Here is a 26705-nt window from a genome sequence, read left to right on the forward strand (position 1 = left end):
GACAGCAACACCCTTCTGCTGACACTCTTCACCCCGTTCTGCGCACTGCCTGCTCTGCCCGGACGGCTCACCCAGCCGCCGGTACCCCCCTTGCAGAAGGAGTCCGCGTGAGATCCACGCCCAGCCGTCGTGCCACCGCGACCGGCGCTCTGATAGCCGCAGCAGCCCTTCTGGCCGCCGGAGTCCAGACCGGCACGGCCACCGCGACACCGGCCGGCGCATCCAGCGCCGCAGCCGCCATCAACGCCGCTGCATCCGCAGGTGCCGATCACGGTGCGCTGCCCAGGCAGCTCTCCCCCTCCCAGCGTGCGGAGCTGATCCGCGACGCGAACGCGAGCAAGGCGGCCACCGCCAAGGACCTCGGTCTCGGCTCGCAGGAGAAGCTCGTCGTCCGGGACGTCATCCAGGACAACGACGGCACCACGCACACCCGTTACGAGCGCACCTTCAGCGGACTTCCGGTCCTCGGCGGCGACCTGGTCGTCCAGCAGACGAAGGCCGGCGCGACCGAGAGCGTCACCAAGGCGTCCAAGGCCACCACCGCCCAGCTGAAGGCCGTGGACACGGCCGCGGAGGTCGCCCCGGCGGCGGCCGAGAAGCAGGCGCTCGGTGCGGCCAAGGCCGACGGCTCGGACAAGACCGTCGCCGAGAAGGCCCCCCGCAAGGTCGTCTGGATGGCGAGCGGCACACCGCAGCTCGCCTACGAGACCGTGGTCGGCGGGCTCCAGGACGACGGCACCCCGAACGCGCTGCACGTCGTCACGGACGCGACCACCGGCGCGAAGCTCTACGAGTGGCAGGCCATCGAGAAGGGCACCGGCAACACCGAGTACAGCGGGCAGGTCACCCTCGGCACCGCCCCCTCGTACACGCTGACCGACACCGGCCGCGGCAACCACAAGACGTACAACCTGAACCACGGTTCGTCCGGCACGGGCACCCTGTTCTCCGGCTCGGACGACATCTGGGGTGACGGCACCCCCCAGAACGCCGAGACCGCCGCGGCCGACGCGCACTACGGTGCGGCCGAGACGTGGGACTACTACAAGAACGTCCACGGCCGGACGGGTATCCGGGGTGACGGCGTCGGGGCGTACTCACGCGTCCACTACGGCAACAGCTACGTCAACGCCTTCTGGGACGACAGCTGCTTCTGCATGACGTACGGCGACGGCAGCGGGAACGCCTCGCCGCTGACCGCGCTGGACGTGGCCGCGCACGAGATGACGCACGGCGTCACCTCGAACACCGCCGGCCTGAACTACAGCGGTGAGTCCGGTGGCCTCAACGAGGCGACCAGCGACATCTTCGCCACCGCCGTCGAGTTCTACGCCAACAACGCCAGCGACAAGGGCGACTACCTCATCGGCGAGAAGATCGACATCAACGGCGACGGCACGCCGCTGCGCTACCAGGACAAGCCGAGCAAGGACGGCGCGTCCAAGGACGCCTGGTACTCGGGCATCGGGAACGTCGACGTCCACTACTCGTCGGGCCCGGCCAACCACTTCTTCTACCTGCTCTCGGAGGGCAGCGGCGCCAAGACCATCAACGGCGTCTCGTACGACTCCCCGACCTCCGACGGCCTGCCGGTGACCGGCATCGGCCGCGACAAGGCCGCGCTGATCTGGTTCAAGGCGCTCACCACCAAGTTCAGCTCCACCACGAACTACGCGGGCGCCCGCACGGGCACCCTCGCCGCGGCCGGTGAGCTGTACGGCACGACCAGCGCCGAGTACACGGCCGTGGCCAACGCCTGGGCCGGCATCAACGTCGGCTCACGCCCCGGTGGCGGCACCGACCCCGGCGGCACGGTCTTCGAGAACACCACCGCCACGGCCATCCCGGACCGCGGCTCGGCCGTCACCAGTTCGGTCAACGTCACCGGCCGTACCGGCAACGCCCCCAGTGCCCTCAAGGTCGGCGTGGACATCACCCACACCTACCGCGGTGACCTGGTCATCGACCTGGTCGCCCCGAACGGCACCACCTACCGCCTGAAGAACTCCTCCCCGACCGACTCGGCGGACAACGTCCAGACCACGTACACGGTCAACGCCTCCTCGGTGGTGGCGAACGGTACCTGGAAGCTGAAGGTCCAGGACGTCTACTCGGGCGACACCGGAAAGATCAACAGCTTCAAGCTCACCTTCTGAACCCAGCCGCACGGCACGCACCACAGCTGACGCGGTATCCCGCCCGGGAGGAGTACCCACTCCTCCCGGGCGGTTCCGCGCTCAGGCGGGGTTGTCCGCGTGGGTCAGCGTCTCCCCGGCGACGAACAGGTTGTCGGTCCCGGCGGGCCTGCGCTGCTCGGTGAGGGTCTGGGTGTTGGTCATCGCGATGCCCATCCGGTTGTGCAGCGCGTTGAACCCGACCTCGGTGACCGGGCCGAGGCCGTCCTTGAGGGATCCGCCGCAGAGCGACGACGGAACGGCCTCCCCCAGCTGGTACTTGGCGTGCAGCCCCAGCGCGTGGCGCAGCCGGTCGGCGATCTCCAGGTAGAGGTCCTGCCCCTGGATCCGGCCGGTCTCGGCGATGTGCGAGATGGCGGAGAGGCCGTAGCCGGTGTGGGTGAGGTCGCGGCAGATCTCCTGCGAGAGCCCGTCCATGAAGGTCGACTGGCCCTGCCAGTAGTTGACGATCTTGTCGCGGGTGTCGAGGCCGCTGCCGGGCGCCGTCTTCGGCAGCGCGCCGTCCGAGGTCAGATAGATGTACGCGGGCACCCGTCCGCGGAACTTGGTGACCGCCTTGTCGTACGAGGTGCGGTCCTCCAGGAAGACCGAGATGCCGATCGCGGCCTCGGTCATGCTCAGTTCCCAGTTCCCGTTGCTGTTCGAACCGTTGATGACCTCGGGCAGGTAGACGTCGCGCAGCATGGTGGCGAACCGGCCCGCGTTCGGCCAGCCGGTGTACGTGTACTTGATGATCTCGGCGGCACGCGGCCAGGAGGAGCCGGCCCAGCCGGTCTGGAGCGGGGCGTTGCTGTTGGTGTGGTCCTTGATCACGGCCGACCAGGCGTCCATGATCTCGACGGCCTTGGCGGCGTAGCGGCTGTCCTGGGTGATGTACCAGGCCAGCGAGAGCGTGTAGGCGGCTATCGCGTCCTCGCGCTCGTCGGTGCAGCCGTTGTTGGGGTTGGAGTACGAGCCGTACTCCACGACGGCCCGGGGTTTGGCGGTCCGGGTGAGCGAGGCGTACTTGCTCGCCATCATCTGGTCGTACGCGCCCTTCCAGGGCTGGGTGCCGGCCTGCACCTTGGTACGTACGAAGTCCAAGCACATGCGTTCAGAGGACGAAGGGCCCGGCACCGGTGGAACGGTGCCGGGCCCCGGGCAGGAACGGGAGAGCGGGACGTCAGCGCATCAGCAGACCCGCACCCTCACCCGTTCCCTCCGTCGGCTGTGCCACCAGGCCGAGTTCGGCTCCGCCGACGAGCAGCGGATGGGCCGGCAGCACCCGCACGGTGTACCCGTAGGGGCCCGTGCGGTCCAGGGCCAGCGGGCCGTCGTACAGCCAGCGGCCCTCCAGGTCCTGACCGCCGGCCGGCTTCAGCGGGAAGACCTGGGCGTCCGTGATGGCGTCGGCGGCATCCACCCGGCCGGCCACCGCCTGCACCTCCACATCGTCCGGCTCCAGTACCCCGAGGCTGATCCGGACCCGAAGCGCCAGCGTCGAGCCCAGCTCCGCCGAGCTGCCCGCCTCGGTGGGCGTCACCGCCTCGACATGGTCGACCGCCACCCGCGGCCAGGCCGCCCGGACCCTGGCCTTCCAGTCGGCCAGCTCCCGCGCCGCGGTGGCGTCCAGGGAGCGCTGGGCGAGGGCCGCGGGGGCGTACAGCCGCTCCACGTACTCACGGACCATGCGCCCCGCGAGGACCTTGGGGCCGAGGGTGCCCAGCGTGCGGCGGACCATCTCGATCCAGCGCTCCGGGAGCCCCTCGCCGCCGTGGTCGTAGAAGCGGGGCGCGACCCGGTCCTCGATCAGCTCGTAGAGGGCGTTGGCCTCCAGATCGTCGCGCCGGTCCTCGTCCATGGCGCAGCCGTCGGCCGTCGGGATCGCCCAGCCGAAGTCCGGTTCGAACCACTCGTCCCACCAGCCGTCGAGAACGGACAGGTTGAGGCAGCCGTTGAGGGCGGCCTTCATCCCGCTCGTACCGCACGCCTCCAGCGGGCGCAGCGGGTTGTTCAGCCAGACATCGCAGCCCGGGTAGAGCTTCTGGGCCATCGCCATCCCGTAGTCGGGCAGGAAGACGATGCGGTGGCGCACCCTGGCGTCGTCGGCGAACCGGACCAGCTCCTGGACCAGCCGCTTCCCGCCGTCGTCGGCCGGATGCGCCTTGCCCGCCACGACGATCTGGATCGGGCGCTCCGGGTGGAGGAGCAGCCTCCGCAGCCGGTCGCGGTCGCGCAGCATCAGCGTCAGCCGCTTGTACGAGGGGACGCGGCGGGCGAAGCCGATCGTCAGTACGTCGGGGTCCAGGACGCCGTCGATCCAGCCGAGTTCGGCGGGTTCCGCGCCGCGGGTGCGCCAGGAGGCGTGCAGCCGCTGCCGCACCTCGGCCACCAGTTGTTCGCGCAGCGTCCGCCGCAGGTCCCAGAGCTGCCGGTCGGGGATGGCGGCGGCGGAGTCCCACCGCCCGGGGGTGCCCCCGGACTCGGTGCGCAGCCGGTAGATCTCCGGGGCGACCCAGGTGGGGGCGTGGACCCCGTTGGTCACGGAGGTGATCGGCACCTCCGGGGCGTCGAAGCCCGGCCAGAGCCCGGCGAACATCTCCCGGCTGACCGCCCCGTGCAGGGTGGAGACCCCGTTGGCCCGCTGGGCGAGCCGCAGGCCCATCACGGCCATGTTGAAGACGCCGGGATCGCCGCCGTCGTACGTCTCGGTGCCCAGGTGCAGGATGCGTTCGGCACTGACGCCCGGCAGTTCTCCGTCGTCGCCGAAGTGACGGGCGACGAGTTCGCGGTCGAACCGGTCGATTCCGGCCGGCACCGGGGTGTGGGTGGTGAAGACGGTGCCCGCGCGTACGGACTCCACCGCGGCGCCGAAGTCCAGGCCGCTGCCGGAGAGCTCCTGGATGCGTTCGAGGCCCAGGAATCCGGCGTGGCCCTCGTTGGTGTGGAACACCTCGGGCGCCGGGTGGCCGGTGAGCCGGCAGTAGGTCCGCACGGCACGCACGCCGCCGATGCCCAGCAGTATTTCCTGGAGCAGCCGGTGCTCGCTGCCGCCGCCGTACAGCCGGTCGGTGACCTCGCGTTCGCCGGGGGCGTTGCCCTCGACGTCGGAGTCGAGCATGAGGAGCGGCACCCGGCCCACCTGGGCCTGCCAGATGTGGGCGTGCAGCGAGCGGCCGCCGGGGAGCGCGAGGACCACCTCGCTCGGTGTCCCGTCGGCCTCACGCAGCAGGGTGAGCGGCAGTTCGTTGGGGTCGAGGACGGGATAGTGCTCCTGCTGCCAGCCGTCCCGGGAGAGGCTCTGGCGGAAGTAGCCGTGGCGGTAGAGCAGGCCGACACCGACCAGGGGGACGCCCAGGTCGCTGGCTGCCTTGAGATGGTCCCCGGCGAGGATGCCGAGCCCGCCGGAGTACTGGGGCAGGGCCGCGGTCACCCCGAACTCGGGCGAGAAGTAGGCGATGGCGGTGGGCAGCTCGACGCCCTGCGCCACTTGTTCCTGGTACCACCTGGGGCCCTGAAGGTAGTCCCGGAGGCCGGCGGACGCCTCGGTCAGCCGGTGCAGGAACGCTTCGTCATGGGCGAGCTCGGCGAGCCTCCCGGCGGACACGGCACCGAGCAGGCGCACGGGGTCGCCGTCCGCCGCGCGGCCGGCCACCGGGTCGACGGACCGGAAGAGCTCACGGGTCTCGGTGTGCCAGGACCAGCGCAGGTTGCGGGCGAGGTCGCTGAGCGGTTGAAGGGGATCGGGGAGGACGGGACGCACGGTGAATCGACGAATGGCCTTCACGTATTCCACCTTTACAGGGGACGTCCGGATCCGAGGGGACGCACCACGGGTGTGCGCCGCTCCGTCACCCTCGACGTTAGCTGGGCGCGGCACTCGGCAACCACGGCGCACGGCCGTCCGGCGGCGTGCGACCCCGGACGGGCCGACCGCCCCTTCCGCTCCGCACTCCCGGTTCCGCTCCGCACTCCTGAGCACCGCCGGGCACTGGACGCGGCTCCAGGCGCATCCGTCACAGGCGTTATGGCCGATTCCCTCACCTCATACGGCCTTGTGGGCCTTCGCCCCACAGGGAAGGCTTCCCAGTGGCGTCCGCCGTCCCCGCGTGCGCCGGCTTTCCGTAAACCCGCGCACGCGCGGCGGAGCCCGGCGCATTCAGACCGTCACAGATACGCCCGAGTAGTTAACAAACCACCGGATTGGCCTACCGGCATCCGTGGGAAGGCTTCTCCGGTAGCCGGAGCGAATGCGTTCGGATGAAAGTTCAAGGCAATCCGTCCCGCACCCGCGGCCGGTTCATCCGCCGTTCGGCGGCGATCCGCCCGCGGTTCGTATGCAATCGGTGCGGCCCGCGCACATTCGGTCCGCACGCGTGCACCACACCCTCACCCCACCCATTCGAGTGCCATTCGAGTGAACGCGGACAGGAGCGGCCATGCCCACACCCCACCAGTCGTCAACGGAGCAGCTAGAAAGGACGGAACCCCACCGTCGCGGCGCGCGTGTTCAGCCCTCCGCAGCCGCAACGCGCCCTGCCGAGTCCGAGCTCCAGTCCCCAGGTGATTTCATGATCGGTCGCATTCCCGTCCTCGACGTCCGCCCCCTCGTCGATTGCGGAAGAAGGCCCGCCAAGGCGGTTTCCGGTGAGACCTTCCAGATCACCGCGACCGTCTTCCGCGAGGGCCATGACGCGGTCGCGGCCAACGTCGTCCTGCTCGACCCGAGCGGGCGCCCCGGCCCCTGGACACCGATGCGCGAGCTCGCTCCGGGCACCGACCGCTGGGGCGCCGATGTGACGCCGGACGCGGAGGGGCGCTGGACGTACACGGTCGAGGCCTGGAGCGACCCGGTGGCCACCTGGCGGCACACCGCCCGGATCAAGATCCCGGCGGGAGTCGACACCGCGCTCGTCCTCGCGGAGGGCGCCGAGCTGTACGAACGGGCCGCCGAGGGCGTGCCCAAGCGGGACGGCCGCGAGGCGGTGCTGTGCGCGGTCGACGCCCTGCGCGACGCGTCCCGCCCGGCCGCCGCCCGGCTGGCCGCCGCGCTCACCCCCGAGGCGGAGGAGGCGCTGGCCGGCCATCCCCTGCGTGAGCTGGTCACCGCCTCGCGCCCGCTCCCGCTCGTCGTCGAGCGCCGGCGCGCCCTGTTCGGTTCCTGGTACGAGCTGTTCCCCCGTTCCGAGGGCGCCAGGACCGAACCGGTGAAGGCGCCGCGCAAGGGCCGCTCGGCCAAGGCGCGGGCGGCCGCGGCGCAGCCGCCCCGGATCGTCAGCGGCACCTTCCGCACGGCGGCCGAACGCCTGCCCGCGGTCGCGGCGATGGGTTTCGACGTGGTCTACCTGCCACCCGTCCACCCCATCGGGACCACTCACCGCAAGGGCCCGAACAACTCCCTCTCCCCCGCCGCGCACGATGTGGGGGTGCCGTGGGCGATCGGCTCGGCCGAGGGCGGCCACGATGCCGTCCACCCCGATCTCGGCACCCTCGACGACTTCGACCATTTCGTCGGGACCGCGCGAAACCTGCGCATGGAGGTCGCACTGGATTTCGCCCTCCAGTGCTCCCCCGATCACCCGTGGGTCACGGCACACCCCGAGTGGTTCCATCACCGGGCGGACGGCAGTATCGCCTACGCGGAGAATCCTCCCAAGAAATACCAGGACATCTACCCGATCGCTTTCGACAAGGATCTGTGCGGAATCGTCACGGAGACCGTGCGCATTCTCCGGTTCTGGATGGATCACGGGGTACGGATCTTCCGCGTCGACAATCCGCACACCAAGCCGGTGATCTTCTGGGAGAAGGTCATCGCCGACATCAACCGCACCGATCCCGATGTGATCTTCCTGGCCGAGGCATTCACCCGCCCCGCGATGATGCACGCACTCGCCACCATCGGATTCCAGCAGTCGTACACCTACTTCACCTGGCGCAACAGCCGGCAGGAAATCACCGAGTACGTGAGCGAACTGTCCGGTGAGACGGCCTCCTGCATGAGGCCGAATTTCTTCGTGAACACCCCCGACATCCTCCCCGGATATCTCCAGGACGGCGGCAGGCCCGCCTTCGAGGCACGGGCGGTGCTCGCGGCGACCCTCTCCCCCACCTGGGGGGTGTACGCGGGGTACGAGCTCTGCGAGAACACCCCGATCCGCAGCGGCAGTGAGGAGTACCTCGACTCGGAGAAGTACGAGATCCGGCCCAGGGACTGGGAAGCCGCCGAGCGCGAGGGCCGGTCGCTGGCCCCGCTCATCACCACGCTCAACCGGATCAGGCGCCGCCACCCGGCGCTGCAACAGCTGCGTGACGTGCACTTCCACTCGTCCGACAACGACGCCCTGATCGTGTACAGCAAGCGCTCCGGTTCGAACATCGTTCTGATGGTCGTCAACCTCGACCCGCACCACACCCAGGAGGCGACCGTCTCGTTGGACATGCCGCGACTCGGCCTCGACCGGCACGAGAGCGTGCCGGTGCGCGACGAGCTCACCGGCACTTCCTATCACTGGGGCAGGACCTTCTATGTGCGCCTTGAGCCGGGCGTGACGCCCGCGCACATCGCCGTCCTGCGACCGTCCCCGCCGACCGGAGGGTCACCCACACCATGATCGTCAATGAGCCCGTCCACGACACGTTCGAGGACACCCCGGCCAAGGACCGCGATCCCGACTGGTTCAAGCGTGCCGTCTTCTACGAGGTCCTCGTCCGTTCCTTCCAGGACTCCAACGGCGACGGCATCGGAGATCTGAAGGGGATCACCGCCAAACTGGACTACCTCCAGTGGCTGGGCGTCGACTGCCTCTGGCTGCCGCCGTTCTTCAAGTCGCCGCTGCGCGACGGCGGTTACGACGTATCCGACTACACCGCCGTGCTGCCCGAGTTCGGCGACCTCGCCGACTTCGTCGAGTTCGTCGACGCCGCGCACCAGCGCGGGATGCGCGTGATCATCGACTTCGTCATGAATCACACCAGCGACCAGCACGACTGGTTCCAGCAGTCCCGCACCGACCCCGAGGGGCCGTACGGCGACTACTACGTCTGGGCCGACGACGACAAGCAGTTCCAGGACGCCCGGATCATCTTCGTCGACACCGAGACGTCCAACTGGACCTTCGACCCGGTGCGCAAGCAGTACTACTGGCACCGGTTCTTCTCGCACCAGCCCGACCTCAACTACGAGAACCCGGCGGTGCAGGAGGAGATCATCTCCGCCCTGCGCTTCTGGCTGGACCTCGGCATCGACGGCTTCCGGGTCGACGCCGTGCCGTACCTCTACCAGCGCGAGGGCACCAACTGCGAGAACCTCCCGGAGACCCACGGCTTCCTCAAGCGGGTCCGCAAGGAGATCGACGCCAACTACCCGGACACCGTGCTGCTCGCCGAGGCCAACCAGTGGCCCGAGGACGTCGTCGACTACTTCGGCGACTACCGGGCGGGCGGCGACGAGTGCCACATGGCGTTCCACTTCCCCGTGATGCCGCGGATCTTCATGGCCGTACGCCGTGAGAGCCGCTACCCGGTCTCCGAAATCCTGGCCAAGACACCGGCGATCCCGTCCGGCTGCCAGTGGGGCATCTTCCTGCGCAACCACGACGAGCTGACGCTCGAAATGGTCACGGACGAAGAGCGCGACTACATGTACGCGGAGTACGCCAAGGATCCGCGGATGCGGGCCAACATCGGTATCAGGCGGCGCCTGGCACCCCTGCTGGACAACGACCGCAACCAGATCGAACTGTTCACCGCCCTGCTGCTGTCGCTGCCCGGCTCCCCGATCCTCTACTACGGGGACGAGATCGGGATGGGCGACAACATCTGGCTGGGCGACCGGGACGCCGTACGCACCCCGATGCAGTGGACGCCCGACCGGAACGCGGGATTCTCCTCCAGCGATCCGGGACGGCTCTTCCTCCCCACGATCATGGACCCCGTCTACGGCTACCAGGTCACCAACGTCGAGGCGGCGATGGCCTCGCCGTCCTCGCTGCTGCACTGGACGCGCCGGATGATCGAGATCCGCAAGCAGAACCCGGCGTTCGGCCTCGGCTCGTACACCGAACTGCCCTCGTCCAACCCCGCGGTGCTCGCCTTCACCCGCGAGCACGGGGACGACCTCGTGCTGTGCGTGCACAACTTCTCCCGGTTCGCGCAGCCCACGGAGCTCGATCTGCGGTCCTTCAACGGGCGTCATCCGGTGGAGCTGATCGGCGGGGTGCGCTTCCCCGCCATCGGTCAGTGGCCCTACCTGCTGACTCTCGCGGGACACGGCTTCTACTGGTTCCGCCTCCGCAAGGACGCGCCGCCGAGCTGACCGGGCACCGGCGCACAGGCCGCTGGAGAGGCTCTCGTGCGGGGCGGTTCCCGCCGCTCCGCACGGGGCGCTCTCCCCCATACAGAACGCTTCGGGGCCCTTCGTGGATCCTCCCGGCGTTTCGTTCCCTTCGAGTCGAGTCCGTACGGACCATCCTGACCCGACACGTCCCGCACAGCCGGACAGCCAAAGCCGCAATCCGGGACACTCTTCGCATCCTGTGGTGTGCCCGGGGAAAGGACGCGATGCCATGTCGGAGGCTGCATCCGCTCAGGTCACCCTGGCGAACAGCACAGCCCTGCTCCCGTCTCTCGGACCGCTGCTCCATGAATGGCTGCCCCGGCAGCGGTGGTTCGCGGGCAAGGGACGGCCGATCACGGCCTTCTCGCTCGTGTCGGCGACCGAGATGCTGCCGGTGGAGAAGTCCGGCGGCACCGCCGCCGGCCCCGGGCTCCTGCACCTGCTGGTCCGGGTCCACCAGCCCACCATGCCCGCCCAGCCCCCCATCGACTGCTACCAGTTGCTGCTCGGCGTACGGCCCACGCTGCCGACCCGGCTGGCACCCGCCCTCATCGGCCATGTGACGGACGGCCCGCTGGCCGGCCTGACCGTCTACGACGGACTGCACGACCCGCGCCTCGCCGCCCTGCTGCTGGAGCGGCTGCGCACCCCCGGCGGACTCGGTGTCCTCCGGTTCGGCCGGGGCGCGGCCACCGTACCCGCCGGGCTCGCGCCCCGGGTGCTGGACACCGAGCAGTCCAACTCCTCCCTCGTCTACGGCAACGCCTACATCCTCAAGATCTTCCGCCGGGTGTTCCCCGGCACCAACCCCGATCTGGAACTGCCTCTCGCGCTCTCCCGCGAGGGGTGCCGGCGCGTCCCGGCCCCCGTCGCCTGGTTCGAGTCCACCGTGCCGGAGCACCTCACGCTCGGAGTGCTCCAGCCGTTCCTGCGCGATGCGCAGGACGGCTGGCAGCTCGCGCTGCGCGCGCTCGCGGCCGGCCACGACTTCGGACCCGAGGCCCGTGCACTGGGACGGGCCACCGCCGAGGTGCACACCGCGCTCGCCACGGCGCTGCCCACCCCCGTGCCGCCCCGCGGCGAGACCGACGAACAGGCCGCCGGCATGGTGCGGCGGCTGGAGGCGGCCGCCCACGCGGTGCCGGAACTGGTGCCGTACGTCCCCGGACTGCGCGCCGCCTTCGACGCCGTGACGGCGCTGGGCCACCGGGGGCGGAGCCGGGCCGCCCAGCGGGTGCACGGCGATCTCCATCTCGGCCAGACCCTGCGCGGGGCCGACGGCTTCTGGTCACTGATCGACTTCGAGGGCGAACCTGCCCGCCCGCTCCCGGAGCGCCGCGGCCCGCAGCCGCCGGTGCGCGACGTCGCCGGGATGCTCCGCTCCTTCGACTACGCGGCCCGCTCCCACCGGCCCTGGAACGCCGACTGGGCGGCCCGCTGCCGGTCCGCCTACTGCGACGGCTACGCCGAGGCCGCGGGCATCGACCCCCGCGGCGAACCGGAGCTGCTGCGGGCCCATGAGACCGACAAGGCGGTGTACGAGGTGCTGTACGAAGCACGGCACCGGCCCGACTGGCTTCCGGTCCCGATGGCCGCCATCCACCGCCTGGCCGCCGCCACCGACTGACCCCCGCCGCCGCGCGCCCCGTCCCGCGCGCGGTCCCCGGCGCCCCACCCACACCCCAAAGGAGGCTGTCCCTGTGACCGCCCGCAAGCCGTCCCGCAAAGCGCCCGATCACGCTCCGTCCACCACCGAGGCCCCGCTGTCCGCCGAGCACGCGGACGCCGCCGCAGGCCCGGCGACCGGGACCCTCGCACCGGTGGAAGCGAGCGCCCCGCCCCCCGAGCCGGTCACCACTCCGATGCCGATGCCCACGCCGGTGCCGACGCCGGACGCGACCCCGGTCACCGCACTCGCCCCCACGCCCACGCCCGCTGCCGCTCCCGCTCCCGCGCCCGCTCCCGCCAAGCGGGCGAAGCGGGCGGCGGCACCGCCGCATACCCGCCGCGCCGGCGGCGGTCAGGGGGTCCGCCCGGCCCGCGCCCTGGGCGACGGGGACCGGGCCCGGCTCCTGGCCGGTGAGCACCACGCCCCGCACGACCTGCTCGGCGCGCACCAGATCCGCGGCGGGGTGACGTTCCGGGTGCTGCGTCCCTTCGCCCGGTCCGTGACCGTGCTGGCCAAGGGGCTGCGGGCCCAGCTGCACGAGGACGGCGGCGGCTTCTTCTCCGGGCTCCTGCCGATGCCCGCGGTCCCCGAGTACCGGCTCCTGGTCACCTACGAGGACAACGAGACCGAGGTCCAGGACCCGTACCGCTTCCTGCCCGCGCTCGGCGATCTCGATCTGCATCTGATCGGCGAGGGCCGGCACGAGGAGCTGTGGACCGCGCTGGGTGCCCAGCCGATGGAGCACCAGGGCGTCACCGGCACCCGGTTCACCGTCTGGGCCCCCAACGCCCGCGGGGTACGCGTCGCGGGTGACTTCAACTACTGGGACGGCACCGGCTTCCCGATGCGTTCGCTCGGCTCCACCGGGGTGTGGGAGCTGTTCCTGCCCGCGATCGGGGAGGGCGCGCTCTACAAGTTCGACATCTGCCGCCCGGACGGCACGCACACGCTGCGCGCCGACCCGATGGCCCGCCATGCCGAGGTCCCGCCCTCCAACGCCTCGGTCGTGACGGCCGCGCACCACGTCTGGCAGGACCAGGAGTGGATGGCCCGTCGCGGGAACGTCCCGGTGCACGAGGCGCCGCTGTCCGTGTACGAGGTGCACCTGCCGTCCTGGCGGCCCGGTCTCACCTACCGTCAGCTGTCCGAGCAACTCCCCGCGTACGTACGCGATCTGGGGTTCACGCATGTGGAGCTGATGCCGGTCTCCGAGCATCCCTTCGGCGGCTCCTGGGGCTATCAGGTCACCGGCTTCTACGCCCCGACCTCCCGGATGGGCACACCGGACGACTTCCGCTTCCTGGTCGACGCGCTGCACCGGGCCGGAATCGGCGTCATCGTCGACTGGGTGCCCGCGCACTTCCCGCGCGACGAGTGGGCGCTCGCCGAGTTCGACGGCCGGCCGCTGTACGAACCCTCGGACCCGCAGCGGGCGGCGCATCCGGACTGGGGCACCCTCGAATTCGACTTCGGCCGCACCGAGGTGCGCAACTTCCTGGTCGCCAACGCCACTTACTGGTGCGAGGAGTTCCACATCGACGGGCTGCGGGTGGACGCCGTGGCCTCGATGCTCTACCTCGACTACTCGCGCGAGGAGGGCGAGTGGTCCCCGAACGAGCGCGGCGGCCGGGAGAACCCGGACGCCGTCGCCTTCCTCCAGGAGATGAACGCCACCGTCTACCGGCGCAACCCCGGGGTCGTCACCATCGCCGAGGAGTCCACCGCCTGGGACGGCGTCACCCGCGCCACCCACCATGTCGGCCCCGGCGGTTTCGGCGGGCTCGGCTTCGGGCTGAAGTGGAACATGGGCTGGATGCACGACTCGCTGGAGTACGTGTCCAAGGAGCCGGTGCACCGCAAGTACCACCACAACGAGATGACCTTCTCGATGGTGTACGCGTACAGCGAGAACTACGTGCTGCCGATCTCGCACGACGAGGTCGTGCACGGCAAGCGGTCGCTCGTCAGCAAGATGCCCGGCGACTGGTGGCAGCAGCGCGCCAACCACCGCGCCTACCTCGGCTTCATGTGGTCCCACCCGGGCAAGCAACTCCTCTTCATGGGGCAGGAGTTCGCTCAGGGGGCGGAGTGGTCGGAGGGTCACGGCCCGGACTGGTGGCTGCTCGATCCGTCGTACGCGGCGGAGAGCGACCACCGCGGCGTACGGACCCTGGTCAGCGATCTGAACACGGTGTACGGGGCGACGCCGGCGCTCTGGCAGCGCGACACGGTCCCGGAGGGGTTCGACTGGGTCGTGGGTGACGCGGCCGAGGACAACGTCTTCGCCTTCCTGCGCTTCGCCGCGGACGGCTCACCGCTGCTGTCCGTCTGCAACTTCTCGCCGGTGGTGCGGCACGACTACCGGATCGGGGTGCCGGACGGGCCGGCCGCCTGGGTCGAGGTCCTGAACACGGACGCGGCGCGGTACGGGGGCGGCGACGTCCGCAACGAGGAGCCCCTGAAGCCGGAGGCGGTGGCGGCGCACGGCAGAAGGACGAGTGTGACGCTGACGCTCCCGCCGCTCGCGACGGTGTGGCTGCGGCCCGCCTGACGGGGCGCCGACCGCCCGGGGCACCGTGCCGCGGCGGCCCCGGGTCGTTTCCCGGAACCGCCGCGGCGTCTTCCCTTGCCGGTCCCGGCGTCAGTACACCGTGTCCTGCTGGTCCGGTACGACGCTGCCGTCACCACGCCGCACGGGGCCGAAGCCGCCCTCCGGCTCGGTGCGGGCGGCGGTCGCGCAGGGGTAGGCCGTGGTCCTGCGGGGCAGTGGCTCGATGAACATGGGGTTCACGACCCAGCGGCCGTCGGCGTTGTCGTAGGCGCGGCACATCACCTCGTTCTTGTTGCGGTTGAGCACGAGGTGCGCGCCCGTGGCGTCACCGACGAACGTCACGTCGGTGTCGGCGTCACCGCCGCCGAGCGTGATCCGCCGGTCCGGGGCCTGCCGGCTCCAGGCGGCCCGGCCCTTGATCCCGTAGATCTCCTGGTTGATCCAGCAACGCTTGCCGTCGATGTACGGGATGGCCTCGCCCTGGGTGACGCCCACCCCGCCGCAGCCCTCGTTGCTGGTCGTGATGCGGCCCTTGCGGTCGAGCACGGAGCGGATGGCGACGGTGTGTGCGCGGTCGATTCCGATGCCGCGCGACCAGACCTCGGTGACCGGCTCGGAACCCGCCGAGACGATCCAGACGTCGAACCCGGCCTTCTGGAGCGTACGGACGAGGTCGCGTTGCTGTTCGTAGTACCGGACGTAGGCCGGAAGGACGTGGGTGCCGACGGTGCGGGTCGCGCCGACGGGCGCGGCGAGGGCCTCCGAGCGGGCGGCCTCCGTGTACGCGCGCAGTTCGGAGACGGTGTGTCCGGCGAACAGCTGGGGCACCCACGCGTACTGCGGAACGGTGCGCCGGTGGTTCCACTCCCCCGCGAAGGCGGCCTCGCCGCTCATCGTGGTGCCGTCCTCACGGATCTGGAGGATCTCGTCGGCGCAGCGGGCACGGGTGGAGGTGGGCAGGGGCGCTCCTACCCTGACGTCGGTGCCGCAGGCCTTGGTGAGTGCCTTGTCCGCGGTGTCCGTCAGCCACTTGCTGGTGTCCTTCCAGCGGGCGGGCCGGAGGATCCTGTCGTGCCGCAGGGACCAGCTGATGGTGGCGTCGGTGACGTCGTTCTTGGTGATGGTGTTGTCCCAGTCGAACGCCGCGACCGGGCGCGGTCCACTCCTGCCGTGGCAGGTGCCGCGCTCGTCGATCACGCGCTGCAGCTGGGCACGGTTGTCGCCGTACCAGGTGAGTTGGTCGGAGAGTTGAGGGCAGCGAGCCGTCGGCGTCACGGACATGCGATCGGCCGGAGCGGCGGCCACGGGGCCGGCTGCTGCCGCGACCGCGAATGCGGCGGTCACGGCTGAGGTCCACGCGAGAACAAGTCGGGTTCGCATGCGAGTGGACCGTACATCAACGTTTCCGCGATGTTGAGAGGGCGCGCTCCACCGCGTGGACGCGGGCCGGGGCGCGATCGCCCCTGCCCTTCGCGGTGTTCAGCCTCCCGTCCGCGTCCGCCGTCATCGGCTTCGCGCACATCAGCGCGCTGTCGGCAGCACGTCCTCCAGCTCCTGGAGCAGCCGGCGCTTCGGCCGGGCGCCGACCATCGACTTCACGGGCTCGCCCGAGCGGAACACCATCAGGGTCGGCATCGACAGCACCGCGTACCGGGAGGTGATCCCGGGGTTCCGGTCGACATCGATCTGGACGATCTTGATGCGCTCGCTCTCCTCGGCCGCGATCGCTCCCAGCACGGGGGCGAGCTGCCGGCACGGTCCGCACCAGTCGGCGGTGAATTCGACGAGGACGGGGAGCCCCGCCCCCAGTACCTCCGCGTCGAAGGTCTCGTCGGTGACCTCGGCCACGCCCTCCACCTGGATCATCAGTCGTCCTCCCAGTTCAGTTCACATCGTGGCTCGGGGCCGCCGGGCAGCTCGGCGGAAGCCTCCAGTTCGGCGCGGGCCAGCTGGGCGCCCACCTCCGTGCGGACCGACTGGAGCTGGCCGATGAGCGCGTCCAGCTCGCCGAGCTTGCGCCGGTAGACGGCCAGTGACGCCGGACAGGAGTCACCGGCCGGATGGCCGGCGCGCAGGCAGTCGACGAAGGGCCGGGTCTCCTCCAGGTCGAACCCGAAGTCCTGGAGGGTCCGGATCTGCTGGAGCAGCCGCAGGTCGCCCTCGTCGTACGTGCGGTACCCGTTCTCCGCCCGCCGCGTCGGCAGCAGCCCGCGCGACTCGTAGTAGCGCAGCGTCCGCGTCGTCGTTCCGGCCCGCTCGGCCAGCTCCCCGATTCGCATGGCACGACCGTAAGCGTTGACGTCGGCGTCAACGCAAGGGCGGCGGCTCGGGGGTGCGGGCGGGCGCGCGGACACGCGCCGGGCCGGTACGGAAGTTCCGTACCGGCCCGGCGCGCATGGGGGGTGTTACACCTTCGCGAGCGAGGGCTGCTCCTCGCCACCGTCCCTGGCCTCGGGGACCTGCGGCTCGGCGGGGCCCTCGTCCGCGAGCATCGCCTCGTCGAACGGCAGCGCTCCGGAGAGGACCTGGTCCACCCGCTCCCGGTCGATCTCCTTGGTCCAGGTGCCGACGAGCACCGTGGCCACGGCGTTGCCCGCGAAGTTCGTCAGGGCGCGGGCCTCGCTCATGAAGCGGTCGATGCCGACGATCAGACCGACACCGTCCACCAGCTCGGGGCGGTGCGACTGGAGGCCTCCCGCGAGAGTGGCCAGTCCGGCGCCGGTGACGCCCGCCGCGCCCTTGGAAGCGATCACCATGAAGACCAGCAGCGAGATCTGCTCGCTGATGCTCAGCGGGTCACCCGTCGCGTTGGCGATGAAGAGCGAGGACATCGTGAGGTAGATCGCGGTGCCGTCGAGGTTGAACGAGTAGCCGGTCGGCACGGTGATGCCGACGACGGGCTTGCTGATGCCCAGGTGCTCCATCTTCGCGATCAGCCGTGGCAGGGCCGACTCGGACGAAGAGGTGGAGAGGATGAGCAGGAACTCCCTGGCGAGATACTTCAGCAGGGTGAAGATGTTGAGCCCGGCCACCAGGCGCAGGATCGTGCCCAGGATCAGGAACACGAAGAGCCCGCAGGTGATGTAGAAGCCGACCATGATGACCGCGAGGGACTTCAGCGCGTCCACGCCGGTCTCGCCGACCACCGCGGCCATGGCACCGAACGCACCGACCGGGGCCATCCACATGATCATGGCGAGGACACGGAAGACGAGGCGCTGGATGTGGCCGATGCCGCGCAGGACCGGCTCGCCGGCCGAACCGAGGGCCTGGAGCGCGAAGCCCGCGAGCAGGGCGATGAGCAGGGTCTGGAGGACCTGGCCCGAGGTGAAGGACGACACCATGGTGTCGGGGATGATGCCGAGCAGGAAGTCCGCGGTGGACTCGCTGTCCCCCGCCTGCGCCGCACCCGCGGCGCGGGTCGCCTCGGTGATGTGGAGGCTGGAGCCGGGCTCCAGGATGTTGCCGACGACCAGGCCGATGGCCAGGGCGACGGTCGACATCACCAGGAAGTAGCCGAGGGCCAGACCGCCGACGGCGCCGACCTTGGCGGCCTTTCGTACGGAGCCGACCCCCAGCACGATCGTGCAGAAGATGATCGGCGAGATCATCATCTTGATGAGATTGACGAAGCCGGTTCCGATCGGCTTGAGCTCAACGGCGGCATCCGGGGCGACCAGGCCCACGAGGATGCCGAGCCCCACCGCCACGATCACGGCGATATACAGATATTTCGTACGGTCCCGCTTGGCGGCGGCCACTCCCACGGGGGTCTCCTCGGCTCGTCCTTGTCCCTCCCCCGTCCCTGGGGGCCCCGGCGACTATTCCGCTCCCTGTGACACCGGTCACCGTTACGTGCATTTCGTTCACAAGAGGGGCCGCCCCCAGTGGCCGGCCCCACGTAGGTTTTCGGCCAGGCAGACTGTGGCTATGCAGTTTCCCCGTGCCCGTCCACGCAGCCTGGCCGGACAGCTCTTCGCCATGCAGGTGGTGCTGGTGGCGGCCGTCGTGGCGGGGTGCGCCTTCTTCGCGTACGCGTCCGGCAGCGCTCAGGCCCGGGAGACGGCGACCCGGCAGGCGAGGGCGGTGGCCGTGTCGGTGGCCGATTCACCGTCGGTGCGGGAGGCCATCCGCACCCCGGACCCGTCGGCCGTCCTCCAGCCGTACGCGGAAGCGGCCCGCCGGGACACCGGGATCGCCTTCGTCACGATCATGGACCCGCACCGGGTCCGCTGGACGCACCCCGACACCGACCGGATCGGCGAGACCTTCCTCGGGCACACGGCGCAGGCCTTGGGCGGCGAGACGTTCTCGGAGACGTACACCGGCACGCTCGGCCCGTCGATCCGGGTCGTCACGCCGGTCCGGGACGGCGGCCGGATCGTCGGCCTGGTCAGTGCGGGCATCACGGTCGAGCGGGTCTCCTCCCAGGTGCGGGCGCAACTGGGCGCGCTGGGGCTCGCGGCCGGTGCGGCGCTGGCGCTCGGCGGCATCGGCACCTATGTGATCAACGCCCGGCTCCGGCGGCACACCCACGGGATGAACGCCGCCGAGCTGAGCCGGCTGCACGACTACCACGAGGCCGCGCTGCACGCGGTGCGCGAGGGGCTCCTGATGCTCGACGGGCAGCGCAGGATCGCCCTGATCAACGACGCGGGCCGGGAGCTGCTGGGCCTGGCGCCGGGTGCGGTCGGGCGCCGGGCCGCCGAACTCGATCTGCCGGCGCCGCTGACCGGGGCGCTGCTCGCCTCCGAGGAGCGGGTCGACGAGGTGCATCTGACGGCGGACCGGGTGATCGTGGTCAACACCCGCCCGGTGGTGGGCGGCGAGCGGCGCGGCACGGTCGTCACCCTGCGCGATCACACGGAACTCCAGGCGCTGTCCGGCGAACTGGACTCGGAGCGCGGCTTCACGCAGGCGCTGCGCTCGCAGGCCCACGAGGCGGCGAACCGGCTGCACACGGTGGTGTCGCTGATCGAGCTGGACCGGGCCGAGGAGGCCGTCGGCTTCGCCACGGCGGAGCTGGAACTGGCGCAGACCCTGACCGACCGCGTCGTCGGCGCAGTCGCCGAACCGGTGCTGGCGGCCCTGCTGCTGGGCAAGGCGGCGCAGGCGAACGAGCGGGGGGTGGAGCTGGTGCTGGCGGACGACAGCCTGATCGACGACGGGGTCCTGCCCGCGTCGCTGCCGCAGCGCGATCTGGTCACCGTCCTCGGCAATCTGATCGACAACGCGGTGGACGCGGCGTCGGAGGCGGTGGCGGGCCCGCCCGGTGCCGCGGAAGGCCCGGGGGACGGCCCGGGGGACGGTTCCGTCCCCGCCCAGCGCGGCCCGTCGCCGCACCGCCCCGCACGCGCCCGGGTCACCGTCACGGCACTCGCCGGGGACGGCGAACTCCTGCTGCGGGTCGCCGACAACGGGACCGGCGTCGACCCGGCCGATGCCGCGGAGGTGTTCCGGCGCGGCTGGTCGACGAACGGCGCCGGCCGCGGGATCGGCCTGGCGCTCGTACAGCAGGCCGCGCACCGCAACGGCGGCGTGGTCACGCTGGAGCGCGGGCCGGACGGCGGCGCGGAGTTCACCGTACGACTGCCGCTGTCCGAGGGCGGCGGCGCGCGAAAGGGCAGGACCACATGAACCCAGTGATCAGGGTGCTGGTCGTCGAGGACGATCCGGTCGCCGCCGCCGCCCACCGGCTCTACGTGGACCGGGTCGCGGGATTCGAGGTGGCCGCGGTCGCGCACTCCCGCGCCGAAGCGGTACGGGCGCTGGAGCGCACGCCGGTCGATCTGCTGCTCCTGGACCTGTACCTGCCGGACGGGCACGGTCTGCACCTGCTGCGCTCGCTGCGGGCGGCCGGTCACACCGCCGATGTGATCGCCGTGACCTCGGCGCGCGATCTGACGGTGGTCCGGGAGGGGGTGTCGCTCGGCGTCGTCCAGTACGTGCTGAAGCCGTTCACCTTCGCCACCCTGCGCGACCGGCTGGTCCGCTACGCGGAGTTCCGGGCGGCGGCCGGCGAGGCGAGCGGACAGGACGAGGTCGACCGCGCGCTCGCCTCCCTGCGCTCCCCGCAGCCCGCCCGGCTGCCCAAGGGCCTGAGCGGTCCGACGCTGGAGGCGGTGACCCGGGTGCTGCGCTCGGCCCCGGACGGGGTGACGGCGGCCTCGGCGGGCGTGGAGCTGGGGATCTCCCGCATCACCGCGCGCCGCTATCTGGAGCATCTGGTGACCACGGGGCGGACTGTGCGCAGTCCACAGTACGGACAGATCGGACGTCCGGAACTGCATTACCGGTGGGTGGCCGAGGCCCGCTGAGCGGGCTCCCGGGCCGTCCCTGGGCCCCCGCAGGGGGTGCCCGGCCGCCCGGATTTCGCCCTAGGAGCTTCCTACGAGCCGTGGCCTCGGCAGAACACACCGTAGTCATACCGCCTCTGACCTCCTACGGTAGGGCCGTGCACCCCACCCCGCCTTTCAACGCCCCCGCCGCGCGCAGACTGCGCGAGGCCCTGGGTATGGCTCCCGGTCATGTCGCCTACGGCCTCGGCGCCCAGTACGGACTCCGGATCAGCGCCGAGACCGTAGCCGCTTGGGAGCGTGGACTCGCTCTGCCGACCGAGTACGAACTCACGGCGCTCGCGGGGGTGCTGTGGTGCGCCCCCGGTGAGCTCCTGACCGCCGCCCGGACCCTGCGCGAGCACCGGGTCGCCCGGGACCTGGCGCCGGACGAGCTGGCGAGGCTGCTGGGGATGGCCACGTCCGCGTATCTGCGCATGGAGGAGTCCGGGCGGTGGCGGGGCAACGAGCGCCAGTCCGCGGCGCTCACCGAGGCGCTGGGGCTGACGGCCGCCGGCTTCGTGACGGCGTCCGGACGGGACGAGGAGCTGGCCGAGCTGCTGCGCAGCGCCGTGACGACGCGCTGGCAGGCGTATGTGCGGCCGGTCTCGAAGGTGGTGCCGGTGGACCGGAAGGTGGTCCAGGGCGTACTGGAACAGCTGCACTCCGAGTACCAGGCCGTGATGGTGTCCACGCTGAGCTGGAGCAGTACCGGTACCGAGCGGGAGGGTGCGACGGGCGAAGCGGGCCGGGCGTTCCTGGCGGAGATCGTGGACCGGTTCTGGCAGACCGCCGAGGCGTGAGGTCCGCCGCACGACGATGAGCGGGGCCGTGGCCGTCCAGGGTGGACGGTCACGGCCCCGCTCGCCGTTACTGCGGTTGCTGCGGTTGCTGCCGTTGCTCAATAAGGTTGCTGCCGTTGCCCAACAAGCTCGCCGGGACCGGCCGGCCCGGTCAGAACACCGACTCGGCCTCGTGCATCCGGTCCAGCGGGACGCGCTTGAGCTGGGTCACCGCGTCGGCGAGCGGCACCATCTCGATGTCGTTGCCGCGCAGGGCCGTCATCCGCCCGAAGTCACCCCGGTGCGCCGCCTCCACCGCGTGCCAGCCGAAGCGGGTGGCGAGCACCCGGTCGTACGCGGTCGGCGTGCCGCCGCGCTGCACATGGCCGAGGATGACCGGCCGGGCCTCCTTGCCGAGCCGGGTCTCCAGCTCGACGGCCAGACGGTTGCCGATGCCCTGGAAGCGCTCGTGGCCGAACTGGTCGATCGCGCCCTTGGCGTACGGCATCGAGCCCTCGGCCGGGTGCGCGCCCTCGGCGACGCAGATGACCGCGAACTTCTTGCCGCGCGCGAAGCGTTCCTCGACCATCTTGACCAGGTCCTCGACCTGGAACTTCCGCTCGGGCAGGCAGATGCCGTGGGCCCCGCCGGCCATTCCGGACTCCAGCGCGATCCAGCCCGCGTGGCGGCCCATCACCTCGACGACCATGACGCGCTGGTGGGACTCGGCGGTGGTCTTCAGCCGGTCTATGGCCTCGGTGGCGACGCCGACCGCGGTGTCGAAGCCGAAGGTGCGGTCGGTGGCCGAGATGTCGTTGTCGATGGTCTTCGGTACACCGACCACGGGCATTCCGGCGTCCGAGAGCATCCGGGCGGCGGTGAGGGTGCCCTCGCCGCCGATCGGGATCAGCGCGTCCATGCCGTAACGGCGGCTCAGCTCGGCGCAGTTCTCGGCCGCCTCGCGCAGCCGGTCGCGCTCCAGCCGGGCGGAGCCGAGGATCGTTCCGCCGCGGGCGAGGATGCCGCTGACCGCGTTGAGGTCGAGGGGACGGAAGTGACCGTCGAGGAGGCCCTTGAACCCGTCCTCGAACCCGATGACCTCGTCGCCGTGACCCACCACGGCACGGTGCACGACCGAGCGGATCACTGCGTTCAGGCCTGGGCAGTCGCCGCCTGCGGTGAGAACTCCGATGCGCATCGTGCTTTGTCTCCTGCTCGCTAGGGCCTGTCCGCCGGTAACTACAGAATCCCCCGTACCGTGAGCCACGGTGATTGTCCCATGCCTGGTACGTACCTCGCGCTCCCGGCCTGCTCCGGGGGCCGCCGGCCGCTCGCGGCGGCGGCGCCGGCGGCCGCGGAGAGGGGCTTTCGCCCGGCGGGCGGCCCCTCGGCCCCCGCAGGTATCGTCAAACAGGCGATACCACCCAAACCGCCAGGCAAGGACGGGAGAGCACGCGTGACGCGCAGCGTGTACGTGACCGGGATCGACCGGGGCGACGGCCGACAGGTCGTCGATCTGGGAGTCATGGAGCTCCTGACGCGTCAGGTGGACCGGGTCGGGGTGTTCCGCCCACTGGTCCACGACGACCCCGACCGGCTGTTCGAGCTGCTGCGGGCCCGCTACCGGCTCTCCCAGGACCCGGGGACGGTCTACGGGCTCGACTACCACGAGGCCTCCGCGATCCAGGCGGAGCAGGGTACCGACGAACTGGTCTCCCGGCTCGTCGACCGCTTCCACCGGGTGGCCCAGAAGTACGAGGTGGTCCTCGTGCTCGGCACCGATTTCGCCGCCACCCAGCTCCCCGACGAGCTGGCCCTCAACGCCCGCCTCGCCAACGAGTTCGGCGCCTCGGTGATCGCGGTGGTCGGCGGCCAGGACCAGAACGCGGAGTCCGTGCGGGCCGAGACGCGCAATGCCTACCGCGCGTACGCCGGTCTGGGCTGCGACGTCGTCGCGATGGTGGTGAACCGGGTGGCCTCCGCGGACCGCGAGGTCATCGCGGACCGGCTCTCGGCCACGCTGCCCGTCCCCTGCTCGGTGCTGCCCGACGACCCGGCCCTCTCGGCGCCGACGGTCGCCCAGATCACCGCGGCGCTGGACGGGACGGTGCTGCTCGGCGACGACGCGGGGCTGGCCAGGGACGTGCTGGACTTCGTGTTCGGCGGCGCGATGCTGCCGAACCTGCTGAAGGCGCTGACACCGGGCTGCATGGTGGTGACCCCCGGGGACCGCTCGGACCTGGTCGTCGGCTCGCTCGCCGCGCACAGCGCGGGCACCCCGCCCATAGCGGGCCTGCTGCTGACGCTGGACGAGCGGCCCGGCGAGGAGATACTCAAGCTGGCCGCACGGCTCGCACCGGGCACCCCGGTCGTCGCGGTGGTCGACGGTTCCTTCCCCACCGCCGGGAAGCTCTTCGCCCTGGAGGGCAAGCTGAACGCGGCGACGCCGCGCAAGGCCGAGACGGCGCTGGGACTCTTCGAGCGCCATGTCGACACGGGCGCGCTCCTCGACCGGATCTCGGTCGCCCGCAGCAGCCGGGTCACGCCGATGATGTTCGAGCACGAACTGCTGGAGCAGGCCCGCGCGGACCGGCGCCGGGTGGTGCTGCCGGAGGGCACCGAGGAACGGGTGCTGCGCGCGGCCGACGTACTGCTGCGGCGCGACGTCTGCGACCTCACCCTCCTGGGCGACCCCGACGTCATCCGCAAGAAGGCCGCCGACCTCGGCATCGATCTGGCCGGCACCCAGCTCATCGACCCGCAGACCTCCGAGCTGCGCCAGACCTTCGCGGAGCGGTACGCGCAGCTGCGCGCCCACCGGGGGGTGACGGTCGAGCTCGCGTACGACGTCGTCGCGGACGTCAACTACTTCGGCACCCTGATGGTCCAGGAGGGGTTCGCGGACGGCATGGTCTCCGGGGCCGTGCACTCCACGGCGGCGACGATCCGCCCCGCGTTCGAGATCATCAAGACAAAGGCGGCCGAGCGGAGCTCGTCAGGCAGGGTGGCGGCGGGCGCTGGGCGGACAAAGCCGGGAGCCTCGATCGTCTCCTCGGTCTTCTTCATGTGCCTCGCGGACAAGGTCCTGGTGTACGGGGACTGCGCGGTCAACCCGGACCCGGACGCGGAGCAGCTCGCGGACATCGCCGTGCAGTCCGCGGTGACCGCCGCCCGCTTCGGCGTGGAGCCCCGGATCGCGATGCTCTCGTACTCGACGGGGACCTCGGGCACGGGAGCGGACGTCGACAAGGTCCGCGAGGCGACGGACCGGGTGCGCGCGAGCCATCCGGACCTGATGATCGAGGGTCCGATCCAGTACGACGCGGCGGTGGAGCCCAGCGTCGCCGCGACGAAGCTGCCCGGCTCCGAGGTGGCGGGCCAGGCGACGGTCCTGATCTTCCCGGACCTGAACACCGGCAACAACACCTACAAGGCCGTGCAGCGCTCGGCGGGAGCGGTGGCCGTCGGCCCGGTCCTCCAGGGGCTGCGCAAGCCCGTCAACGACCTGTCCAGGGGCGCGCTGGTGCAGGACATCGTCAACACCGTGGCGATCACGGCGATCCAGGCACAGGGCGAGGAGCGACCCGCATGACCACCCCGACCGAAGGTGCCGCGGCAGCCGAGGGGGCGAGCCGGGTGCTCGTGCTCAACTCCGGCTCCTCCTCCCTGAAGTACCAGCTCCTGGACATGCGCGACCACACCCGGCTCGCGGCCGGTCTGGTCGAGCGCATCGGCGAGGAGACCTCCCGGCTCGTCCACACCCCGCTGACCGGCGGCGGTGGCGAGAGCCGGGAGACCGAGGGCCGGATCGCCGACCACGACGCGGCGCTCAGGGCCGCCGCCGAGGAGCTGGCCGCCGACGGGCTCGGCCTGGACTCCCCCGAGCTGGCGGCGATCGGCCATCGGGTGGTGCACGGCGGGCTGCGGTTCACCGAGCCGACCGTGATCACCGACGAGGTGCTGACGGAGATCGAGCGCCTGGTCCCGGTGGCGCCGCTGCACAACCCGGCGAACATCACCGGCATCCGCACCGCCCAGGCGCTGCGCCCCGACCTGCCGCAGGTGGCGGTCTTCGACACCGCGTTCCACACGACGATGCCGGAGTACGCGGCCCGGTACGCGATCGACGTGGAGACCGCCGACGCGCACCGGATCAGGCGCTACGGATTCCACGGCACCTCGCACGCGTACGTCTCGCGCAAGACGGCCGAGCTGCTGGGCCACGCCCCCGAGGACGTCAACGTCATCGTGCTCCACCTGGGCAACGGCGCCTCGGCCTCCGCGGTGGCGGCCGGCCGGTGCGTGGAGACGTCGATGGGGCTGACCCCCTTGGAGGGGCTGGTCATGGGCACGCGCTCGGGAGACATCGACCCGGCCGTCACCTTCCACCTCAAGCGGGTGGCGGGGATGTCGGCGGACGAGATCGACGTCCTGCTCAACAAGAAGAGCGGTCTGGTCGGCCTCTGCGGCGACAACGACATGCGGGTGATCCGACGCCGGATCGACGAGGGCGACGAGCGTGCCGCGCTCGCCTTCGACATCTACGTCCACCGGCTGAAGAAGTACATCGGCGCCTATTCGGCGGTCCTCGGGCGGGTGGACGCGGTGGTGTTCACGGCGGGGGTCGGCGAGAACTCGGCACCGGTACGGGAGGCTGCGATCGCCGGTCTGGAGGAGCTCGGCCTGGTGGTGGACGCTGATCTCAACGCCGTACGGTCCGGCGCACCGCGGCTGATCTCGCCGGATTACGCACGGGTCGCGGTCGCCGTGGTGCCGACGGACGAGGAGCTGGAGATCGCGGACCAGACCTTCGCACTGATCGACAACTGAGCACCCCCGCGCCCCTTTGTATCTTC

17 protein-coding genes are annotated in these 26705 nt (G+C 71.1%); 10 read left to right on the top strand and 7 right to left on the bottom strand.

Translation table 11 applies throughout. The features are described 5' to 3' along the window. Window positions 1-107 precede the first annotated feature (107 nt). Entirely contained in the window at window positions 108-2156 is a 2049-nt protein-coding gene (locus AB0I52_RS00155) for a M4 family metallopeptidase (RefSeq protein ID WP_363067366.1), read from the top strand. Window positions 2157-2237: 81 nt separating this feature from the next. On the opposite strand, the gene AB0I52_RS00160 is transcribed toward AB0I52_RS00155, so the two are convergent. Continuing rightward, window positions 2238-3284 (bottom strand): alginate lyase family protein, encoded by a 1047-nt coding sequence (locus AB0I52_RS00160; protein ID WP_363067368.1) that lies wholly within the window; start codon window positions 3282-3284, stop codon window positions 2238-2240. Between the two features lie 73 nt (window positions 3285-3357). Beyond that, window positions 3358-5961, bottom strand: a complete 2604-nt coding sequence (gene glgP, locus AB0I52_RS00165) for an alpha-glucan family phosphorylase (RefSeq protein WP_363067370.1) — start codon at window positions 5959-5961, stop codon at window positions 3358-3360. A 784-nt stretch (window positions 5962-6745) separates the two neighbouring features. Between glgP and AB0I52_RS00170 the strand changes: the two genes are divergently transcribed. From AB0I52_RS00170 to glgB, 4 genes are all read left to right on the top strand, one after another. Next, a complete protein-coding gene (locus tag AB0I52_RS00170) occupies window positions 6746-8788 on the top strand; it encodes an alpha-1,4-glucan--maltose-1-phosphate maltosyltransferase (RefSeq protein ID WP_363067372.1) in 2043 nt (680 codons plus the stop codon). Continuing rightward, window positions 8785-10491 carry a maltose alpha-D-glucosyltransferase gene (gene treS / locus AB0I52_RS00175; protein ID WP_363067374.1) on the top strand — a complete coding sequence of 569 codons (1707 nt, stop codon included), beginning with the start codon at window positions 8785-8787 and terminating at the stop codon, window positions 10489-10491. Before AB0I52_RS00170 ends, treS begins: the two co-directional genes overlap by 4 nt. Window positions 10492-10741: 250 nt before the next feature. After that, window positions 10742-12139 (top strand): phosphotransferase, encoded by a 1398-nt coding sequence (locus AB0I52_RS00180; RefSeq protein WP_363067376.1) that lies wholly within the window; start codon window positions 10742-10744, stop codon window positions 12137-12139. Between the two features lie 73 nt (window positions 12140-12212). After that, window positions 12213-14732: a 1,4-alpha-glucan branching enzyme gene (gene glgB / locus AB0I52_RS00185; RefSeq protein ID WP_363067378.1), complete on the top strand. Its 2520-nt coding sequence runs from the start codon at window positions 12213-12215 to the stop codon at window positions 14730-14732. Window positions 14733-14822: 90 nt separating this feature from the next. On the opposite strand, the gene AB0I52_RS00190 is transcribed toward glgB, so the two are convergent. The 4 genes from AB0I52_RS00190 to AB0I52_RS00205 form a co-directional block, all read right to left on the bottom strand. Further along, window positions 14823-16076, bottom strand: a complete 1254-nt coding sequence (locus AB0I52_RS00190; RefSeq protein WP_363067380.1) for a haloacid dehalogenase-like hydrolase — start codon at window positions 16074-16076, stop codon at window positions 14823-14825. A gap of 177 nt (window positions 16077-16253) precedes the next feature. Next, complete coding sequence (trxA, locus tag AB0I52_RS00195; protein WP_363067382.1) at window positions 16254-16598, bottom strand: thioredoxin; 345 nt, start codon at window positions 16596-16598, stop codon at window positions 16254-16256. Continuing rightward, complete coding sequence (locus tag AB0I52_RS00200; protein ID WP_363067384.1) at window positions 16598-17011, bottom strand: MerR family transcriptional regulator; 414 nt, start codon at window positions 17009-17011, stop codon at window positions 16598-16600. The genes trxA and AB0I52_RS00200 overlap by 1 nt, the downstream gene beginning before the upstream one ends. A 126-nt stretch (window positions 17012-17137) precedes the next feature. Continuing rightward, window positions 17138-18499 carry a cation:dicarboxylase symporter family transporter gene (locus AB0I52_RS00205; RefSeq protein ID WP_363067386.1) on the bottom strand — a complete coding sequence of 454 codons (1362 nt, stop codon included), beginning with the start codon at window positions 18497-18499 and terminating at the stop codon, window positions 17138-17140. Window positions 18500-18662: 163 nt separating this feature from the next. Here AB0I52_RS00205 and AB0I52_RS00210 point away from each other — a divergent pair, with 163 nt between their 5' ends. The 3 genes from AB0I52_RS00210 to AB0I52_RS00220 all read left to right on the top strand — a co-directional run bounded on the left by AB0I52_RS00210 (window position 18663) and on the right by AB0I52_RS00220 (window position 21870). Beyond that, window positions 18663-20369, top strand: coding sequence for a sensor histidine kinase (locus AB0I52_RS00210; RefSeq protein ID WP_363067388.1), 1707 nt, complete (start codon window positions 18663-18665; stop codon window positions 20367-20369). 5 nt (window positions 20370-20374) lie between these two features. Continuing rightward, on the top strand, window positions 20375-21049 hold the full coding sequence (locus AB0I52_RS00215; RefSeq protein WP_363067801.1) for a response regulator: 675 nt from the start codon (window positions 20375-20377) through the stop codon (window positions 21047-21049). Window positions 21050-21246: 197 nt separating this feature from the next. After that, window positions 21247-21870 carry a helix-turn-helix transcriptional regulator gene (locus AB0I52_RS00220; RefSeq protein WP_363067803.1) on the top strand — a complete coding sequence of 208 codons (624 nt, stop codon included), beginning with the start codon at window positions 21247-21249 and terminating at the stop codon, window positions 21868-21870. A 151-nt stretch (window positions 21871-22021) separates the two neighbouring features. Here AB0I52_RS00220 and AB0I52_RS00225 read toward each other — a convergent pair whose 3' ends face one another. After that, window positions 22022-23047, bottom strand: coding sequence for an ATP-dependent 6-phosphofructokinase (locus AB0I52_RS00225; protein ID WP_362964780.1), 1026 nt, complete (start codon window positions 23045-23047; stop codon window positions 22022-22024). 258 nt (window positions 23048-23305) lie between these two features. Here AB0I52_RS00225 and pta point away from each other — a divergent pair, with 258 nt between their 5' ends. Next, window positions 23306-25441, top strand: coding sequence for a phosphate acetyltransferase (pta, locus tag AB0I52_RS00230; protein ID WP_363067390.1), 2136 nt, complete (start codon window positions 23306-23308; stop codon window positions 25439-25441). Then, window positions 25438-26679 (top strand): acetate kinase, encoded by a 1242-nt coding sequence (locus tag AB0I52_RS00235; RefSeq protein ID WP_363067392.1) that lies wholly within the window; start codon window positions 25438-25440, stop codon window positions 26677-26679. The genes pta and AB0I52_RS00235 overlap by 4 nt, the downstream gene beginning before the upstream one ends. Window positions 26680-26705: the final 26 nt, after the last annotated feature.

It is taken from the genome of Streptomyces sp. NPDC050423, from assembly GCF_040655445.1.
GTDB lineage: Bacteria > Actinomycetota > Actinomycetes > Streptomycetales > Streptomycetaceae > Streptomyces.

Bases quoted from the DNA above. Each gene is read 5' to 3' on its own strand.
- AB0I52_RS00160 (WP_363067368.1), bottom strand. From the start codon at position 3,284: ATGTGCTTGGACTTCGTACGTACCAAGGTGCAGGCCGGCACCCAGCCC.
- AB0I52_RS00170 (WP_363067372.1), top strand. From the start codon at position 6,746: ATGATCGGTCGCATTCCCGTCCTCGACGTCCGCCCCCTCGTCGATTGC.
- treS (WP_363067374.1), top strand. From the start codon at position 8,785: ATGATCGTCAATGAGCCCGTCCACGACACGTTCGAGGACACCCCGGCC.
- AB0I52_RS00180 (WP_363067376.1), top strand. From the start codon at position 10,742: ATGTCGGAGGCTGCATCCGCTCAGGTCACCCTGGCGAACAGCACAGCC.
- trxA (WP_363067382.1), bottom strand. From the start codon at position 16,598: ATGATCCAGGTGGAGGGCGTGGCCGAGGTCACCGACGAGACCTTCGAC.
- AB0I52_RS00200 (WP_363067384.1), bottom strand. From the start codon at position 17,011: ATGCGAATCGGGGAGCTGGCCGAGCGGGCCGGAACGACGACGCGGACG.
- AB0I52_RS00210 (WP_363067388.1), top strand. From the start codon at position 18,663: ATGCAGTTTCCCCGTGCCCGTCCACGCAGCCTGGCCGGACAGCTCTTC.
- AB0I52_RS00220 (WP_363067803.1), top strand. From the start codon at position 21,247: ATGGCTCCCGGTCATGTCGCCTACGGCCTCGGCGCCCAGTACGGACTC.
- AB0I52_RS00225 (WP_362964780.1), bottom strand. From the start codon at position 23,047: ATGCGCATCGGAGTTCTCACCGCAGGCGGCGACTGCCCAGGCCTGAAC.
- AB0I52_RS00235 (WP_363067392.1), top strand. From the start codon at position 25,438: ATGACCACCCCGACCGAAGGTGCCGCGGCAGCCGAGGGGGCGAGCCGG.